Raw genomic sequence first — 17,590 nt, forward strand, 5'->3', positions numbered from 1 at the left:
AAGCTAAAAGACTACAGCTCCTTTACGAGAACTGTAGTCTTTTTCCATGTCCAACTTGCTATCCTTGGAATATAACGTCGTTGTGGTATTCGATAAATTCTACTGAAGGAATAAATTTCTCTGGAAGAGCTATTTGACGATGATCGTAACTCTTCAACCACTCGCGAGTATTGTTATCCATGTCAGTTTTTGCGAGATTATCAGAAATTATCACATGAAGTCCTTTGTCAATAGTAATCAGTCCGCAGTCAAAGGCCTTATCATGCAATGAATTTAAGCATAAGCCATTTCTGGGATTAGTTTTCTCAGTTGCGGCATCACTTACGCTCCATGGTTTAATGTGACTGGCTACAAGCAATTCTGAGTTGTTAATGCCGGTTATGCAACACTTGTTATGATAAGAGCTAAGAACAACTCTCCGAAAAGCATCCTGGCCAACTCTGGTCTTTACTTCCCGTACTTTGTCCCTTCCCTCTGGCATGTTGACTGGTTCTTGATTGTAGTACTTTGGTTCGTGTATTTCCCCAGTTGAAAGACTTTCTTTGATCAACTGGACTTGATAAGCAAGTTCTTCAAGATTTGATTCATACTTCCTATACACAATCTCATCCATCTTGCTGCCGTTTTTTAAACCGCCAACATTCCTTTTTTGTAACTCTGGGTCAAAACGGGCAAGATTACACATTTTCATCCCCACTGAGCCTGGCGTTCTTCCAAGCAGCTGTGCAAGCTTAATAACTTTTGGATTCCTGCCAGTTATCTGACCAAATGGTATCTCACAATATAAAGCATACGCCAGCGTTGTCTCTTCTTCCGTCCAGCGTTTTCCCCTATTATTAGGCATAACTAAACCCCTAGCTTTTTTGCCAAAATAGATTTATCGCTTTCAGGATAACACAAAAAAAGACAAGTTTGTCAAAACAATACATACAAAAACTGTTTCCAGCTCTCACCGGAAACAGTTTTTCTATGCTCTATTTAATTACTTTTGCAAAGCAGCAGCAACCGCGGCGTTGACGTCAGCTTGTTCACTGGCAATCAAGTCTACCCGAGTAGCGATGACCTTCCGGTCCATCTTGATTTCCCGGTTCAGCAGCATGTCGCTTTCCTTGTCAGTAAAGAAGGCGTTGTATTCGTCGTAACGTTCCTGAGTCTTGAAGACGCGGGAGATGACAGTGATGAAGGTAGCGAATTCCATGTCGCCGCCGACCGTCTTTTCCATCCATGCCCATTCGTCTCTGATCCAGTTCCAAGCCAGCTGTTCACCTGCCGGGTTGGACAAGACGCCGTTAAACCAGCCGCGCAGGTCCTGCGGCTTAACGATTTCAGCATTTTCGAACCAGGAAACAATCTTCTTCAGTTCGCCTTCGTCCTTGCTCTTCACGATTGCGGCTTCCAGGTCCATCTTGAATGATGGGTCGCTGGTTGCTTGGTACAAACCAATCAGCTTGTCAGTCAATTCGCTTGACCCGTAGTTTTCAACTTCGTTGATCAAAACGTAAGCCCGGATGTCTGCGGACAATTCTGCCAGCTTATCAGCGTATTCCACGTAGATTTCGTGGGCTTGCTTTTCTGAATCAGCGTTGCGGCCGTAAAGACTTGCGGACAAAACGTATGGCCGGGTCTGGATGTCTTCATCGCTTTCCCCTGCCTTAGGCAGCCAGCCCAAACGGGCAACTTGGTCCTTGGACAAGTCGTTGTACAAAGCCCGCAGGTTCTTGTCAGCTTCGCTGCCGGCTGGGGCAAATTGCCGCAGCTTAGCAGCAGTCGTGTACAAGGCGTCGTTAACAATGTGGCTTTCTGAGTTCTTGAAGAGTTCCAGAACTGGTACCACGTCAGCATATGAAGCCTGCTTGCCTTCTGCCAAAAGCCGCAGGTCTTGCAGCAATTGCAATTGGGAAACTGGGCCCAAGTCCTTGGCTTCCTTCATGATGTCGTCCATCAAAGTCTGGTCGTACTTCACGATGAAGTGAGAGTTGTTGCCCACGTTCAAGCGCAGAGCGTGACCGGCTTCTGCACGAAGAGCTTGGTAGTCGCCCAGGTCAAGTTCAACATCGGACATGATCTTTGGTGCCTTGAAGTTGGCGTTAAGCGGAATTTCCCACTTGCGGCCGACCTCCTTGCCTTCGCCGATGAAGAATTGCTTCTGAGTCAGCTTCAAGTGGCCGTCCTCAACAAAAGCATTCACCACTGGGTAGCCTGGCTGGTCCAGCCAAGTGTGCATGATTTCCCCAATGTTCAAGTCAGTAGCCGTTGACAAGGCATCCCAGAGGTCGTCACCTGCCGCGTTGCCAAACTTGTGCTCGTCAAAGTAGCGCTTAAGGCCCTTTCTCAAAGCTTCGTCGCCCAAAAGTGACCGGACCATGACCAGCATTCTTGAACCCTTGGCGTAAACGATCGCCCCGTCAAAGAGCGCGTCGATTTCAGCCGGGTCGTTGACTTCCACGTGCACTGACTGTACCCCGTCGGTCGCATCCCGGGTCAAGGCAGCCGCTGCTTCAGAAGTCTGGAACATTTCCCAGATGTGCCAGTTAGGTTCCAGGTGGTCAACTGACAGGTATTCCATCATGTTGGCGAAACTTTCGTTCAGCCAGAGGTTGTCCCACCATTCCATGGTTACCAGGTCGCCGAACCATTGGTGGGCCAGTTCGTGGGTCACCACAGTCGCAACCAGCTTCTTCATTTCCAAAGTGGTGTTGTCTGGGTCCAAAAGCAGGTAGGCTTCCCGGTAGGTTACCAGACCCCAGTTTTCCATGGCGCCGGCTGAGAAGTCAGGCAGGGCCAGCTGCAGTGATTGCGGCAACGGATATGGAGTTTGGTAAAAGTCTTCGTAAAATTCAATTGCCCGCTTGGCAATGTCCAATGAGAAGGTCAGTTCCTTTTCAGTGTGGGCTTGAGTTGAGTAAACCCCGATCAAAACCCCGCTCTTGGTGTGGGTGGTCAATGACCGCATTTCACCAAAGGCAAAAGCAACCAGGTAGCTGGACATGCGGACAGTTTCCTTAAAGTAGTGAACGCCGTTTTCTACCCGGTCTTCCGGCATGTTGGCCAAAACAGTTTCGCCTTCGTGTTCGTCGAACTTAAGGGCCAGGGAGAAGGTTGCCTTAGCTTCTGGTTCGTCGACACATGGGAAGGCTTCCCGGGCAAAAGTAGTTTCAAACTGGGTCCCGATCAGTTCCTTCTTGACGCCGTCAACTTGGTAGTAGGACGGGTAGATCCCCATCATGGTGTCAGTCAATGGAGCTGAGTAGTCGATCGCAATGACCGCTTCCCCGGTCTTGCCGGCTTCGATCTTGATGCCTTCAAAGTCGTCGCCGAAGGTGAACGGCACTTCCTTGCCGTCAACCGTGACCTTGCTGATGGTCATGTACTTTTGGTGGACCAAGACAGTTTCTTCCTGGATTTCACCATGGATGGTGGAAGTCCCTGAGAAAGATCTTGCTGCCCGGTCAACGTCGATGTACAGATCGTAGTGATCTGGATGGAATGTTTCGTAAAAGCGCTTAACAGCCATTGTTTCCTCCTATAATCCGCGGCAGATTTTCCCGCGATATTTTGTATTCACACTTCTCTATTCTAGCAAAAAAGCCGAAATAAAGCCGCTTTAATGCAAAATATCTGGATTTTGCCCTAACAATTAATTCCATTTTTGAAATAATAGTTTGAAGTAAATTCCACTTTATGTCATTCTCTTGACAATTGTTACTAATGTTACTTATTCGTTCAACTAATTTAAAGCGCTTAAAATGATAATTTTGGCCCTCTTTTCTGCTTTTTTATGACATTTTTGCCAAAAAATTGTTCATTTTACCGGATTGTTAACGAGCTGTGGTCGTTTTGTAACGTTCCTGTAATATTCCTTTAGTAGCATAGACTTAGTTTTTAAGAGAAGCAAGTGAGGAGTTTCTACCATATGAAGTTCAAACGTAATTTCAAGAAAGTTTTATCAGCAACTGCTTTTGCAGCTGCCCTCGTGGTTGCTCCCGCCGCTAACGTTTCAGCGGCAACCAATGACGCAAATTCTACCCAACAGTCAGCAACTGCAACTAGTCAAGACAAGCAAGCCAGCCAAGACCAGGCCGCAAGCCAGTCTAGCGCTGCCAATCAAAGCTCAGCTACTGCTGCTTCAGCAAGCTCAACCAGCTCAAGCACTTCTACTTCTACTAACACGGTAAAGAAGACCACTAAGAAGGCCAAGAAGACCACTAAGAAGGCCAAGAAGACTACTAAGAAGAGCAAGAAGAAGGCTGTTAAGAAGACCAAGAAGACTTCAAAGAAGAAGTCTACCAAGAAGGTTGCTAAGAAGACTACTAAGAAGAAGGCAACTAAGAAAGCTAAGAAGGCTGCCAAGAAGACCACTAAGTCTGCTACCGCAGCTGTAACTGCCAGCGCTGACCAAAGCCAAGCCTCTGACCAAAGTTCAGCTTCAAGCCAAAGCTCAACTGACCAGCAAGACGACGCGGCTAAGAAGGCTGCTGAAGCTGCTGCCAAGAAGGCCGCTGCTGCCGCTAAGAAGGCTGCCAAGAAAGCTGCTGCTGCTAAAAAGGCTGCTGCTAAGAAAGCCGCCGCTAAGAGAAAGGCCGCTGCCAAGAAGAAAGCTGCCGCAAAGAAGAAGGCTGCTAAGAAGTCAGCTGAAAAGGCAGCCAAGTACTGGATCGCTATGCGGGAATCAGGCGGTTCCTACACTGCCAGAAACGGCAACTGTTACGGCCGCTACCAACTCTTGATCTCCTACCTGGGCGGCAACCTGTCCAAGGCAAATCAAGAACGGACTGCTGACCGCTACGTATACGGCCGTTACGGCTCATGGGTCAACGCCAAGAGATTCTGGCTGGCTCACAACTGGTACTAAAATCAGACAATGACGAAGGAGGAATCGCTTGATTCCCCCTTCTTTTTTGCTCTTTTTTAGCTTTTTGTCTTTTTCAAAAAGTGATACCTTTTTACTTATTTTACAAAAGTGACCTTTTGCTTTACAATATTTAAATAGTCTTTGAAATGTCTAAAATTGGGAGGAAATCATGCAGCTCAGCAACGACCAGCTTGCAAACATCGCACACGACTACTACATCAGCAAACTCAACATCGCCGAAATTTCCGCCAAGTACAACCTGTCCCGCTACCTTATTGACAAAGCTTTGAACGACGCGGAAAAGACCGGCATCGTCCAGATCAATATCAAGGAAGGAGCCAAGCGGAATCCCGGCCTGGAAAAGACCTTTCGCCAACAGTTTGGCCTCAAGGAAGCCTTTATCTTAAAGAAGCTGGAGACCAAGAACCAGGACAGCGAAAAGATCGTCAGCTTCGCGGCTGAACAGATCCAGAGCTACATGCAGTCCAGCAAAAACGTCGGCATCACCTGGGGGACGACCATGCTCGACATCATCAACTCCTTTACGGATGTCAAAAATGATGACCTGACTTTCGTCCAGCTGGTTGGCTATCCCCTCCAGGGCAGCGGGCGCAAGAATCCGCTGGAAAGCGTCGCTGCTGCCCAATGCGGGGGCCACTTCCGCGCCCTGCCAGCTCCCCTTTACTCCTCCAATCCCGATCTGGTCAACTTGATCAAGAAGGAGCCTTTTTACGAGAAGCTGGATGAGCTCTATGACAATATGGACCTCCTGGTGGCCAGCCTGGGCACCTTGCAGGCTTTTGAAGAAGAAAGCTTCCTGCATGAAAAATACGAAAGCCTCCTCTTTAAGAACATCCACCAAAAGAACATTTCCGGCATGATCTTCGGCCGGCCATACGACCATGATGGCCACTTCTTCAGCTCAATTACTGACAAGATCATCGGCATTTCCGACCAGCAGATCGTCAAGACCCCCGTCCGCTTCGTCGTGGTCAACGACCGCTTCAAGTCTGAAGCCCTCCTGGGCGCCCTCAAGTCCGGCATCATCACCCACCTGGTCACCAGCGAAAGCATCGCTGACCGGGTCCTGCAGCTGCAAGAAGAAGGCAGCCGGTAAAAAATTAATTATTTCCACTGCTTAGCAGGCAAAAGGACCAGCTCCGAAAAAGAGCCGGTCCTTTTTTCAACCGGTATAATCTAGCTGTCCCCTATTTTGCATGTAAAAGTCTTTCTCATTTTCTAATAATTTCCTGCCCAGTTGCTTCTTAATAAAGCAGCTTAGCTTTTCGTATAGGGTTGTAATTTAATGGCAAAAGGCTTATGATTTCTTTTGGTAAGCGCTAACAAGCGCTGCTGTGTGATTGATAGGATTATGTTTGATAGGGGGAAATATCATGCGTAAGTTTATTTTGGCTGCTGGTGCCCTGGGCCTGGCAGCTGCTTTTACCGCCTCGCCTGTCAAGGCCTGCACGACTGTAGTAGTTGGCAAGAAGGCCACGACCGACGGATCAACCCTGGTCGCCCGCAATGAAGACGTGGGCGCCTGGTCCAAGCACTTCTATGTTCACCAGGCAACCAGCAATGGCCCGACCACTTATGTTTCTGAAGACAACGGCTTCAAGACCAGCCTGCCAAAGACGGCCCTGCGCTATACCAGCACGCCAGACGGCGAGCAGGAAAATGGCCAGTGGATTTTTGGCGAGAGCGGGATCAACAGCGAAAACGTGGCCATGAGTGCTACGGAATCAGCTACGACCAACAAGAAGGGGCTGAAAGCTGACAAACTGGTCAAGAACGGGATCTCCGAAGCCTCCATGCTGGACGTGGTCCTGCCTTACATCCACTCTGCTAAGGAAGGCGTCCAGCGCCTGGGCCAGATCGTTGAAAAGCAAGGCAGCGCCGAAAACAACGGGGTCATCTTCAGCGACAAGAATGAAATCTGGTACATGGAAATTGGCTCCGGCCACACCTGGGCAGCCGTCAGAGTTCCAGACAACAAGTACGCGGTCATCCCTAACCAAATGGTGATTGGCAAGCTCAACCTCAAGGACTCTAAGAACTACATGGCTTCAAGCAACCTGGTCAAGAAGGTCAAGGCCTGGTCCAAGAACAAGAAGATCAAGCTGGCCGGCTATGCAAAAGGCACGGTCAACTACGCCAAGGCTTTTGGTACCAACGACAAGACCGATGCCGTCTACAACCGGCCGAGAATGTGGGACGGGCAGAGAATCTTGACCCCAAGCAAGAAGCAGTCAATTACCAAGAAGTCCTACACCCTCTTCCTTAAGCCGGACAAGAAGGTCAGCCCAGGCAAGGTTGGCCAGGTACTTTCCTCCCACTTTACGGGAACCAAGTACTCCAGCTACGGCAAGTGGAAGGGCGGTTACCGGCCGATCAACGTGCCAACTGACGTGGAATCCCATATCCTGCAGATCAGAAACAATGTACCTAAGGAATACGCTGCTATCCAGTGGCTGGCCATGGCCTCCCCGGCGACCAGCGTCTACCTGCCTTTCTACACCAACATCAGCGACACGCCAAGCCAGTACAAGGTTGATGGCGACTACCAAGACCCGACTAATACCAAGTCTGCCTACTGGACTTACAAGACCACGGCCATGGTGGTTGAAGCTTACAAGCACAAGAAGTTTATCGACAGCGCAACTGGCAAGAAGACGGACCTGATCTACAAGGACGTTAATCCAACCAAGAAGGCCGTAACTAAACAGCTGGCGGCCAACCTGGCCCAAAGCGACAAGACAGCCAAGACTTTGTCCGGTGACAAGCTGACGGCCTACTTGACTGAACAGAACCAGAAGAACGCTGACTACGCGCAAGGCAAGTGGCAGACCATGAACAAGAGCCTGATCGTCCACTCCAACAAGCTGGCGCCAATGACCAAGTCCAGGCTCACTTTCAACAAGTAATTTTATTGCCGTAATCTCCATAGTAACTGTAAACAAGAAGCATTTTAACAAGTAAAAATAGCAACATCGATATTTTAAACCGCACGAAAAAGGCAGCTCCATTCTGGAGCTGCCTTTTCACTTACAAACTTTTACTTTACTTACAAGTACTTTTCAAACTTGCTTTTAAACTTTTACCACAGGCCGATCAGCTTCATCCACAAGCCGCCGATGCCGCCGTAGACTACCAGGTAGAAGAGACCCAAAACGAAGCACATCTTCCACCAGTCAGTCTGCTTGACATAGCCTGGGGCAAAGAGGGCGGTTGCCGGCCCACATGAGTAGTGGGTGGTTGACTGGAAGATCGCCCCAGTCATCCCCAGCATGATAGCCGCGAACATTACCGGTACGCCGGCACTCTTGGCAATCAAGAGCAGCGGAGCGTACATGGCAACAACGTGAGCCGTGCCGGAGGCAAAGAGGTAGTGGCTGTAGAAGTAAACCAGAACCAGGATAGCCATGACCAGAACTGGTGACATACCGCCGATAACAGACTTGATTGAAGCCTGCAGCCACGGAATCACGCCACCCTTAAGGCTCAGTTGGTTGGCCATAAAGATCAGGATTGAGAACCAAACGACAACGTTCCAGGCACCAGTTTCGCTCAGCATGTCCTTGGTAGTCAAAACCCCGGTTACCAGCAGAAGCGCGGTTGCCAGGAAGGCTACCCAGGTAGCGTCCAGGCCGATGAAGCTGGACAGCATCCACAAGACAAGAGCCAGGATGAAGACAGCCATCATAACCTTTTCAGAGGCCTTCATGGCGCCCATTTCCTTCAATTGGCCGTCAGCCCATTCCTTAGCGTTAGGAGTTTCCTTGATCTTAGGCGGGTACATCTTGTAGATGATGATTGGCACTAAGATGAAGGAGATCAAGGCTGGCACGATAGCTGCTGCTACCCAGCCGAACCAGGAAATCTTGACCCCGTTAGCTGCTGCCAGACCAACCGCGGCCACGTTAGGAGCTGAGGCGGTCATGAAGAGGCTGGATGAGATCGTGTTGGCGTGGAATTCGTTGAAGACCAGGTAAGAACCGATCTTGTCTTCCGTACCATCAGAAACCTTGGAACCGAAGGTGTCGGACAAGGATTCAATGATTGGCAGGACGATCCCACCAGACCGGGCAGTGTTACTTGGGGTGGCTGGTGAAACGACCAGGTCGATCATGGACAAGGAGTAAGCCAGACCCAAAGTCTTTTTACCGAAGGCCCGGACAAAGATCAAGGCGATCCGCCGGCCCAAGCCAGTCTTGGTAAAGCCCCGGGCAATCATGTAGGCCATGGCGATGGTCCATGGAGTTGAGTCAGCGAAGGCTGACAGGGCTGGCTTCATTTGGACCAGGCCCAGGCCAATGATGATGACGTAGGCGATGATAGATACCCCGGCGATTGGCAGAGGCTTGGTGATGCAGGCAATGATCGTCGCAAGGAAGATGGCGAACATGTGCCAGCCGGCAACGGTGATGGTTGCCGGACGCAAAGGAGTGAGCAGGAAGAGCCCAATCCCGATGATCAAAGGCCAGATGAAGCCTTTGTAATTAACTTTTGCTAACATTTTTTCTCCCGCTTTTTGAAAAAGACTATTCTTCTGGCTTAGTCCGGTCGATGTTGGTCATAGCCATGTAGTCCATCCATTCATCGTATTGTTCTTCGGTCACCTTGCCGCTCTTGAGGGCAGCTTCCTTCAAGGTAGTGCCTTCGCGTTGAGCAGTTTGCGCGATTACGGCAGCTTCGTGGTAGCCGATCTTTGGTGACAGAGCAGTAACAGTCATCAAGGAGTTTTCCAGCAGGTCGTCCATTCTTTGTTCGTTGACAGTCAAACCGTGGATCATCTTGTCAGCGAAGCCAGTGATAGTGCCGGCCAGGATTTCAGCTGATTCCAGGAAGGCAGCAATCATGACAGTCTTGAAGACGTTCATTTCGAAGTTGCCTTGGCTGGCAGCGAAGTTGATGGTTACGTCGTTGCCCAATACGCGGGCTACAGCCATGGTTACGGCTTCAGCTTGGGTTGGGTTAACCTTGCCTGGCATGATTGATGAGCCCGGTTCGTTGGCAGGAATGTTCAGTTCACCGTAGCCGGCACGTGGGCCAGAAGCCAGGAAGCGGATGTCTTGGGCAATCTTGAACATGTCGTTGGCCAAAGTCTTGAAGGCGCCGTGCATTACGCTCAAAGCTGAGTGGTGAGCCAGGCCCCAGAACTTGTTGGTGTCAACCTTGAATTCGTGGCCGTAAACTTCTGACAGCTTGCCAGCGATTGCTTCAGTCATGCCTGGTGCTGCGTTTAAGCCAGTACCTACGGCAGTACCACCGATAGCCAATTCGTAAAGGCTTGGCTTCAATTCTTGGATGTAGGCCAGGTCATGCTTCAAGGCTGAGATGTAGCCGGAAACTTCTTGGCCGAAAGTCAAAGGAGTAGCGTCTTGCAGGTGGGTGCGGCCAACCTTGACAGTCTTCCAGTACTTGTCTTGCTTTACCTTAAGTTCGTCAATCAAGTGTTGAATAGCTGGTTCCAGCTTGTCGACAGCTTCAACGGCAACGATGTTCATTGCAGTTGGGTAAGTGTCGTTTGAGCTTTGGCCACGGTTGACGTCATCGTTTGGCAGGATGTTCAAGCCTGGGTGAAGCTTGTTGGCCAGGTTGGCAACAACTTCGTTGACGTTCATGTTGGTTTGAGTACCTGAACCAGTTTGCAATACGTGAAGTGGGAAGTCCTTGCGCAAGTCTTCGTCGCTGAGAGCCAGCAATTGGTCGATAGCTTCTTCGATTGCTTGTCCCTTTTCAGCTGGTTCATCGCCAACTTCAACGTTTGATTCAGCAGCAGCCTTCTTCAAGTGCAGGAAAGCACGGATGATAGCCAATGGCATCAATTCGCCGGATGGGAAGTTGTTGCGGCTTCTTTCAGTTTGCGGGCCCCAGAGAGCTTCCTTAGGAATCTTAACTTCACCGATCGTGTCTGATTCAATACGGTATTCTTGTTCTGCCATCTTACAAATCTCCTTACAATAAACTTTTACAAAAATCTTGCTTAACTACTTGCATTATATAACGGCTTTTTTGAATTTTGTTAAAAATGACACAACTTTTTGTTGTTTTTTAAAGAATTTCAAGGACTGTCTATTTTTTGAAATTTGAACAATTTTTTGGCAAAATTCTTAAAATGCAAAAGTTTTCAAGCTGAAGTAAGCGGTTGCTAGAAGTATTTCGCAATTTAATTTGACGTAGGGAAAATTTTTTGGCCTATTTTTTACAGGGAGTTAATGAAAAATGTAACTTGTGAAATGTTCATTTGCTAAAAGTGATTTAGACAGTTCCTTCTTATAATAATACGCTTTCATTGCTCTTAAGAAGAATGCGCAAAATGAGCATAGCGGAAAAAGCAGATTTTTTCAGTCATACATCCCCCGGTACAAAAACAAAAATACAAGGGAAAAAAGAGCTCCAGAAGTTGCTAAACGCTTCTAGAGCTCTTTGTTTATGGACTGATTTTTAGGAAATCAGGACTTACTTTTCTTGCTTTCTTTTCTTAAAGCTAAGGCCAAAGAGAGAAACTCCGGCCAGCAGAGACAGGATACCTGCCAAGATGCCAGGCTTAGCTTCCTTCTCACCGGTTTGCGGGAGCTGAGCTGCAGCCGCGGCTGGAGTCTTTGCGGCAGAAGCAGACTTAGCAACAGGTTGGGCAGCTGGTACCTTAGCAGCTGACTTAGTCACAGGAGCTGGAGTCTTAACAGCAGACTTAGTTGCTGGCTCTTCATCCGCGTTCACTACAGTTACAACGTCACTGTCGTCGGTATCTTCATCTGTATCAGCTGGTTCTTCAGTATCAGTTGGTTCAGTAGATGGTTCTTCGGACGGCTCGGTAGTCGGTTCTGTCGTTGGCTCAGTAGACGGTTCTGTACTTGGCTGAGTCGGGTCTTCTGTTGGCTTAGTCGGTTCCGTTGGAGTTGTTGGTTCCGTCGGCTTAGTCGGTTCCGTTGGACTCGTTGGCTTCGTCGGTTCAGTCGGCTCAGTCGGAGTCGTTGGCTCTGTCGGCTTGCTTGGCTCCGTTGGACTCGTCGGTTCAGTCGGCTTTGTCGGCTCTGTTGGGGTCGTCGGTTCTGTCGGAGTTGTCGGTTCCGTCGGCTGAGTTGGTTCGGTTGGAGTCGTCGGTTCGGTTGGCTTAGTCGGCTCCGTTGGGGTCGTTGGCTTCGTTGGAGTCGTCGGTTCCGTTGGAGTTGTTGGTTCCGTCGGCTGTGTTGCTTCCAAAGCAGCCAGGCGGGCCTTTGCCAGGTTCAAAGCGTGCAGAGTTGCGGCCACTCTTGCCTTGGCTTTCGTCAACGTTTCCTTCTTATCCGCCAAATCAGCTTCTGCCGCGGTCAAAGCAGCTTGCGCGCTTGCCGCATTAGCCTTAGCGTCTTCAACTGCCTGGTCTTCCTTTTCCGTGGAAGTTGACAGCTTGGCACTTTCTTCTGCCTTAAGAGCAAGTTCACTGACTTGAGCATCAGCATTTGCCTTTGCCTCTGCAGCCGCAGTTTCTGCAGTCTCTGCTTGAACCTTTGCTGCCTGCAGGTCAGCCAGCTTTTGCTTAGCAGTTGCCAATTCAGATTCAGCCTTCTGACTGGCCGCATTAGCAGTGGCCACTTTTGCCGTAGCATCTTCTACCGCGGCATTTGCGTCAGCTGCAGCTTTTTCTGCATCCCCGACTGCCGTTTCAGCCGCGGCAACACTAGCTTGCGCGCTTTGCAGATTCTTTGCGCTCTCTTCAGCCTCTGCCTTAGCAGCCTCCAGCTTGGCGGTTAAATCCGTTACCTTGCTTTCTGCTGCCTGCAAAGCCTCTGCCGTGTTCTTTACTGCTGCTTCTGCCGTACTTGCCGCTTCAGTCTTTTCCTTTAAAGCTGCCTGCTTTTCCGTCAAAGCGGTCTGGGCGCTGGTCAATGCCGTTTGTGCAGCTGCCGTTTCTGCCTTGGCCGCGTTCAAAGCAGTCTCTGCCTTAGTAGCCAGATCTTGCGCCTTGGTCAAAGCCTCCGTCTTAGCTGCCGTCGTTTCCTGGGCAGCAGCGTAGGCTTCTTGTGCCTTCTTTACAGCTTTATCTGCCGCGGCCACTTTATCTTTTGCCGCCTGCAGATTACTATTAGCCGTCTCTAGATTGCTAGTCGCGGTAGCTAGATAATTCTTTTCTGGTTCCAGGTAAATGTACTGGTATTGATCCCGCGCGCCTTCTTTTTTAGACAGATCAGTTATTGCGTCAATCACCTTCTGCCGGTCCCCTGTCCCCAATGCCGGAACTTCATATTCGGTTGAATGGTCATTAGTGAAGCTGACTGAGTTAAAGTGGATCTGCAGGTAGTGATCGATCGACACGCCCAAGTATTCCGTTCTGGTTGGGTTGGCAAAAAGGAACGCCTTCATGTGCCCCCAATTTGACCCGGAGTCGTCAACCAGGCACCCCAAGATTGACTCATAGATCGCCTGCTTAAGCTTGTTCATACTGATCGTGCCAGTGTAGGCCTGCATATTTGTAGTTGCGTTTCTGACTGCCGTGTATTCAGCAAGATTCTTGGTCTTTTCATCTTGCGTGTAATTCAGCCAGACAAAACCGTTGGTCGCATTCTCTGATTCGCTGTTGCTATAGATGCCGCGGCTGCTGTAGTCCATTGCTACTCTGTTTAATGCCAGCACGTCGTGGCCTCTAGTCCCCAGCAGCCAGTGGTCGGCATCATATTCTTTTGCTACGTCACTGGAATATTGCACTGAATTCTGGCTGACCTTGTAAGCCTGGCGGCCATTGGCCTCGCGCAGCGGATTGATCAGGGAAGCCGCGTACAAAGTCAGTTCCTTAGCGTCATCCGCGTTCATCACCTGACCGTCGACAAATTCCACCTTCCGGCCTTCATCAGCGGCCGCGGAAATATAGCGGTTGTTGTAGGTGAAGCCTGGCAGGCCCTTTTGCCCAACTTCGTACAGCTTCTGGGCCGCTGCCGCCTTGCTGTTTTCGTCAGCAGCATAGTATTCCTTAGCCGCCTCTAAAAAGCCGTCTGGCAAAACAATCTTGTTGACGTCACCTTCTGCCGTCTTAGTGGCTTGAAGATTGGCTTCCGCGTCAGTTACAGCCTTTTGATAAGTATTCTCAAAAGTATTCTGCCGCTCTTCTGTCAAATTCTTGTGGTAGTTATAAGCTGCTTGCGCGGTCTTGGCCTTCTTCTCTAAATCCAGAACATCGCCACTGTATAAAACTTCAGTTGCCACTTCAGTGTCTACGGCAGACTTGGCCTTGGCTTCGTCATTGACGGCCGCGGTCTGCTCTGCCTCTGCCGCAGTCTTGGCGGTTTGGGCATCATCGTAAGCCTTTTGAGCTGCTTCTTGGTTGGCTGTCTTTTGGTCAGCATTGGCCTTGGCTGAATCGTAGACAGTTTGAGCTTGATCAGCTGCTTTTTGGGCCTCTTCTTCTGCTGCCTTGGCCGTTTCCTGGGCCTTTACCGCATCATCATTGGCCTTTTGAGATGTACTTGCTTCTTCGCTCGCGTTTTGCAAATCTTGTTCGTTCTTCGCTACAGCAGTATTTGTTGAGTTTGCTTGGTCAGTCGCCTTAGCTAAGCCGTCTTGCGCGTTTTTAAGATTAGCAGCAGCCTTGTCTTTAACCGCGGACTTTTGCACCGCCTGGCTTTTGGCCGATTCTTGAGCTTGAGTGGCGGAAGCTGCCTGTTCTTTAGCTTGCTTTGCTGCCTCTTCCTTTTGGCTGACCTCTTTTGCCTGCTCGCTGGCCGCTTGGCTGGCAGCAGCTGAATTATTCCGCGCGTCCTGGAGGGCTTGCCCTGCCTTAGTTTGCGCTTCTTTTGCCTGGTCTAAATTGGCTTGATCAGCAGCTTGAGTGGCCTTGTTTGCCTCTGCAGTTTTAGCAGCTTCTGCTTGCACGTCTTGAGCCGCGGTCAAATCTGCCTGGGCAGCTTCATTGGCCTTTTGCGCCTCATTGACGGCACTTTCCTGGTCAGCAACCGCGCTTTGCGCTTGGTCTGCTGCCTGTTGAGCCTGCGTATTTTCTGCTTCAGCCGTCTTAACATTCTCTTGCGCCGTCTTCAAGTCATCCTGGCTGGAACTAGCCTGCACGTCATTAGTGGCCGCGCTGACTGGCTGCGGTAAGTTTACCGCCCCTAGGCTGACTGCCCCAATACCAGCAGCCGCAACTGCCGCCATCTGCTTGATCCGGGTCTCGCTTCTCGCTTTCATGTTTTTTCCCCTTTTCGCTCTTAAATAGTAAAATCACATATATATTTAATTATAAAGGATGGAGATATCCCCGGAAAAGCGGGAAGCATCGGAAAAATAAAGATTCTTTTATCTATTAGAAAGACAAAAATATCATCAAAATGCAATAAAGCTGCTAAACTATTTTCGCCCAAAGGATCTGTAATTAGCTTATAATTTAAGTTAAACCGTCTGAAAAAAGAGCCTTTACAGGCCAACTTGTGCTAGGCTTGTGATTGCGAAAGGAAGTTTTTTATCATGGCAAGAATGTCGCGCAGACAGTACCAAGAAAGACAAGAACAAACCGCGCAAAAGCAGACGCGGCAGACAAGCTTTAATTCCGTTCCCCGACTGGACACTGACGGGGCTTCAAGAAGCGAGCAGAAGGTCCGGCTCAACTTCTGGCAGATCTTCGCTGACCGCCCTTACGTCACGGTCATCATGATCAGCCTGGCCATCTTCTGCATCCTGGCCAAGTGGTGGATCGGCCTGGCCATCATCATCGTCTTGACCATCGCCGGCATCTTCGTGATCGGCCGCTCCCATCACCCTAACCGGGTTCTCAGTCTGGAATTCAAGCTCAAGGCCTCCCGCAAGCTGAGCATGATTAAGGCCCTGCAGCTTCTGGGTTCAACCATCATGTTCCTGGCCGCCTACATGCGGCAGATCGTCAGCGTTGACTTCACCAGCGCCGGGACAACCGACAGTTTGACCGTCGTACAGAACATGCTCTCCAGTCAGGGGACTTTCGGCCAGCAAGGGTCCTATTTTTTGAACCTCTTCAACCAGCTGACCGGGGGCTCTTTATGGGGGACTTACCGCTACGCCACCAACAGCTCGCAGATGATGAACTCCACTGCCGGCACCATGATCATCCTCTGGATCTTCCTCTTGATGATCGCCCCAGCCTTCTGCGTTTTGTCCCAGTTCTTCAGAGAGCCTTACTCCCGGCACGTGATGACGGTGGCCTCCTTGATCTCCACCATCTCCTTTGCCTTGACGCCAACTCTGATGAACCGTTGGGTCATCTCATACGCCGTGGAAAATCAGATGAGCCAGGCAGCAGCGGAAAAGGCTGTCCAGGTCGGCAGCATGGTCTACCCGGCCATCATCTCCGCCGTCTTTGTCCTCGTCCTGGCTATCTACCGGGAGATCAAACGAGATGAATTTGAATAGCAATGAAAAAAGCTTCAGTATTGCTTTACTGAAGCTTTTTTGCTTGATTCTAAATCTCCATTTTCCTACCCCAGCAATTTCTGGTACAAGGCGTAAGTCCGGGCATCGTAGGCCACCATGATTACCCGCATTTCGTAATCCTTGTGTTCTCTCAGCCACTTGCGGACCTCACCGAAGGCCACCTTGCTGGCCGCGTCCAGCGGATAGCCGTAGACCCCGGTTGAAATCGCGGAAAAAGCGACCGAGTGCAGGCCGTTTTCCTTGGCCACCCGCAGGCTGTTTCTGTAGCAGGCCGCCAAAAGCAGAGGATCGCTATGCGAACCCGAGTAAACCGGCCCTACCGTATGGATGATGTACTTGGCCGGCAGGTTAAAGCCTGGCGTGATCTTGGCCTCACCCGTCTCGCAGCTGCCCAGGGCCCGGCAGGCCTCATTCAATTTTTGTCCCGCTGCCCGGTGGATGGCCCCGTCGACGCCGCCACCGCCCCGCAGTTCCCGGTTAGCCGCGTTGACGATCGCGTCCACCTTCAAAGTCGTGATATCTCCTTGCCAGATTTCCAAATTCATTAGTCCTCTTCGCCCTCCTCTAAGTACATTTCCCGGAACTTTTCCAGATCAGCCTGCTTGAAGCCCAGTTTTCTGGTAAAAAATTTGTCAAAACTGCCCCAGCCCTGCCGGATAGTCTCCGTGATTCCTTTAACCGCCGGTCCTTCACCCCGGGTCACGTTCATCTTCGCGATCACCTGCGACAGCTTCTCATTAGTCGGATGCTGCTTCTCAATGGAAAAATCGTACAGCTCATCCGTCAGCAAATAGTCCTCCGCGATCGTCTTGTCGTCCACGCCCAGGGCCATCAAGATCAAAATACTGATGATCCCCGTCCGGTCCTTCCCAGCCGCGCAGTGGTAGACCAGGGCCTGGTCCTTTGGCAATTTCAGCAGCTCCTCAAAGACCCGCTTGATCCCCTCTTCTGAGTGCTCATTCAACAAAACCTGCTGGTAGATCTTGGGCAGGTAGTCGTCAAATTCCGGCAGATGGTGGAAAAAGCGCAAGAAAGGATGGGCCTGGTTGAAGCGGTCACCTTCAGCGTAAAGGCCAATATTCACAAAACGGACCCCCGGCCAGGTCTGGTCCGGATACCCTTTTTGCTCCCGGCTGGACCGCAGGTCGCAGTCCACCGTAATGTGCAGGTTGGCCAGAATCACCCGGTCCTTGGTCGACAGCTCGTTTAAAGCCGCCGACCGGTAGATCTTCCGCCACTTGACCCGGCGGCCGTCCAAGCCTTGATAGCCGCCCAGGTCACGGAAGTTGACCGGCATGTCCAGCTCAATCACCCTTTGCATCTCCATCCTGCATCCCTCTTTTCCAAAAAACGCGAAAA

The 17,590-nt window shown here is 50.3% G+C and carries 11 protein-coding genes; 4 read left to right on the forward strand and 7 right to left on the reverse strand.

Going from position 1 to position 17,590, the window contains the following annotated elements; all coding sequences use genetic code 11:
• Positions 1-58: 58 nt before the first annotated feature.
• Complete coding sequence (locus ACYVUT_RS10520) at positions 59-844, reverse strand: HNH endonuclease (RefSeq protein ID WP_484500834.1); 786 nt, start codon at positions 842-844, stop codon at positions 59-61.
• A gap of 138 nt (positions 845-982) precedes the next feature.
• A complete protein-coding gene (locus ACYVUT_RS10525) occupies positions 983-3,514 on the reverse strand; it encodes a M1 family metallopeptidase (protein ID WP_484502019.1) in 2,532 nt (843 codons plus the stop codon).
• Between the two features lie 399 nt (positions 3,515-3,913).
• On the opposite strand from ACYVUT_RS10525, the gene ACYVUT_RS10530 reads away from it, so the two are divergent.
• The 3 genes from ACYVUT_RS10530 to ACYVUT_RS10540 all read left to right on the forward strand — a co-directional run bounded on the left by ACYVUT_RS10530 (position 3,914) and on the right by ACYVUT_RS10540 (position 7,779).
• Complete coding sequence (locus tag ACYVUT_RS10530; protein ID WP_484500836.1) at positions 3,914-4,852, forward strand: aggregation-promoting factor C-terminal-like domain-containing protein; 939 nt, start codon at positions 3,914-3,916, stop codon at positions 4,850-4,852.
• A 169-nt stretch (positions 4,853-5,021) separates the two neighbouring features.
• On the forward strand, positions 5,022-5,969 hold the full coding sequence (locus ACYVUT_RS10535; protein WP_484500837.1) for a sugar-binding transcriptional regulator: 948 nt from the start codon (positions 5,022-5,024) through the stop codon (positions 5,967-5,969).
• A gap of 277 nt (positions 5,970-6,246) precedes the next feature.
• Entirely contained in the window at positions 6,247-7,779 is a 1,533-nt protein-coding gene (locus tag ACYVUT_RS10540) for a C69 family dipeptidase (protein WP_484502020.1), read from the forward strand.
• A gap of 173 nt (positions 7,780-7,952) precedes the next feature.
• On the opposite strand, the gene ACYVUT_RS10545 is transcribed toward ACYVUT_RS10540, so the two are convergent.
• The 3 genes from ACYVUT_RS10545 to ACYVUT_RS10555 form a co-directional block, all read right to left on the reverse strand.
• Positions 7,953-9,371: a DASS family sodium-coupled anion symporter gene (locus ACYVUT_RS10545; protein WP_439774987.1), complete on the reverse strand. Its 1,419-nt coding sequence runs from the start codon at positions 9,369-9,371 to the stop codon at positions 7,953-7,955.
• 25 nt (positions 9,372-9,396) lie between these two features.
• Entirely contained in the window at positions 9,397-10,800 is a 1,404-nt protein-coding gene (locus ACYVUT_RS10550) for a class II fumarate hydratase (RefSeq protein WP_439774988.1), read from the reverse strand.
• A 517-nt stretch (positions 10,801-11,317) separates the two neighbouring features.
• The gene (locus ACYVUT_RS10555; protein WP_484502021.1) at positions 11,318-15,016 is read right to left on the reverse strand and encodes an LPXTG cell wall anchor domain-containing protein; all 3,699 of its coding nucleotides are present in this window, start codon (positions 15,014-15,016) and stop codon (positions 11,318-11,320) included.
• Positions 15,017-15,292: 276 nt separating this feature from the next.
• On the opposite strand from ACYVUT_RS10555, the gene ACYVUT_RS10560 reads away from it, so the two are divergent.
• Positions 15,293-16,210, forward strand: coding sequence for a cytochrome C5 (locus ACYVUT_RS10560; RefSeq protein WP_484500840.1), 918 nt, complete (start codon positions 15,293-15,295; stop codon positions 16,208-16,210).
• A 65-nt stretch (positions 16,211-16,275) separates the two neighbouring features.
• On the opposite strand, the gene ACYVUT_RS10565 is transcribed toward ACYVUT_RS10560, so the two are convergent.
• The gene (locus ACYVUT_RS10565; protein ID WP_484500841.1) at positions 16,276-16,776 is read right to left on the reverse strand and encodes an O-acetyl-ADP-ribose deacetylase; all 501 of its coding nucleotides are present in this window, start codon (positions 16,774-16,776) and stop codon (positions 16,276-16,278) included.
• Positions 16,776-17,558, reverse strand: a complete 783-nt coding sequence (locus ACYVUT_RS10570) for a tyrosine-protein phosphatase (RefSeq protein ID WP_484500842.1) — start codon at positions 17,556-17,558, stop codon at positions 16,776-16,778. The genes ACYVUT_RS10565 and ACYVUT_RS10570 overlap by 1 nt, the downstream gene beginning before the upstream one ends.
• Positions 17,559-17,590 lie beyond the last annotated feature (32 nt).

The organism is Lactobacillus sp. WILCCON 0059, from assembly GCF_057197985.1.

Excerpts from the sequence above, each read along its gene's own strand:
- ACYVUT_RS10520 (WP_484500834.1), bottom strand. The coding sequence starts at position 844 with ATGCCTAATAATAGGGGAAAACGCTGGACGGAAGAAGAGACAACGCTG.
- ACYVUT_RS10525 (WP_484502019.1), bottom strand. The coding sequence starts at position 3,514 with ATGGCTGTTAAGCGCTTTTACGAAACATTCCATCCAGATCACTACGAT.
- ACYVUT_RS10530 (WP_484500836.1), top strand. The coding sequence starts at position 3,914 with ATGAAGTTCAAACGTAATTTCAAGAAAGTTTTATCAGCAACTGCTTTT.
- ACYVUT_RS10535 (WP_484500837.1), top strand. The coding sequence starts at position 5,022 with ATGCAGCTCAGCAACGACCAGCTTGCAAACATCGCACACGACTACTAC.
- ACYVUT_RS10540 (WP_484502020.1), top strand. The coding sequence starts at position 6,247 with ATGCGTAAGTTTATTTTGGCTGCTGGTGCCCTGGGCCTGGCAGCTGCT.
- ACYVUT_RS10545 (WP_439774987.1), bottom strand. The coding sequence starts at position 9,371 with ATGTTAGCAAAAGTTAATTACAAAGGCTTCATCTGGCCTTTGATCATC.
- ACYVUT_RS10550 (WP_439774988.1), bottom strand. The coding sequence starts at position 10,800 with ATGGCAGAACAAGAATACCGTATTGAATCAGACACGATCGGTGAAGTT.
- ACYVUT_RS10555 (WP_484502021.1), bottom strand. The coding sequence starts at position 15,016 with ATGAAAGCGAGAAGCGAGACCCGGATCAAGCAGATGGCGGCAGTTGCG.
- ACYVUT_RS10560 (WP_484500840.1), top strand. The coding sequence starts at position 15,293 with ATGGCAAGAATGTCGCGCAGACAGTACCAAGAAAGACAAGAACAAACC.
- ACYVUT_RS10565 (WP_484500841.1), bottom strand. The coding sequence starts at position 16,776 with ATGAATTTGGAAATCTGGCAAGGAGATATCACGACTTTGAAGGTGGAC.
- ACYVUT_RS10570 (WP_484500842.1), bottom strand. The coding sequence starts at position 17,558 with ATGGAGATGCAAAGGGTGATTGAGCTGGACATGCCGGTCAACTTCCGT.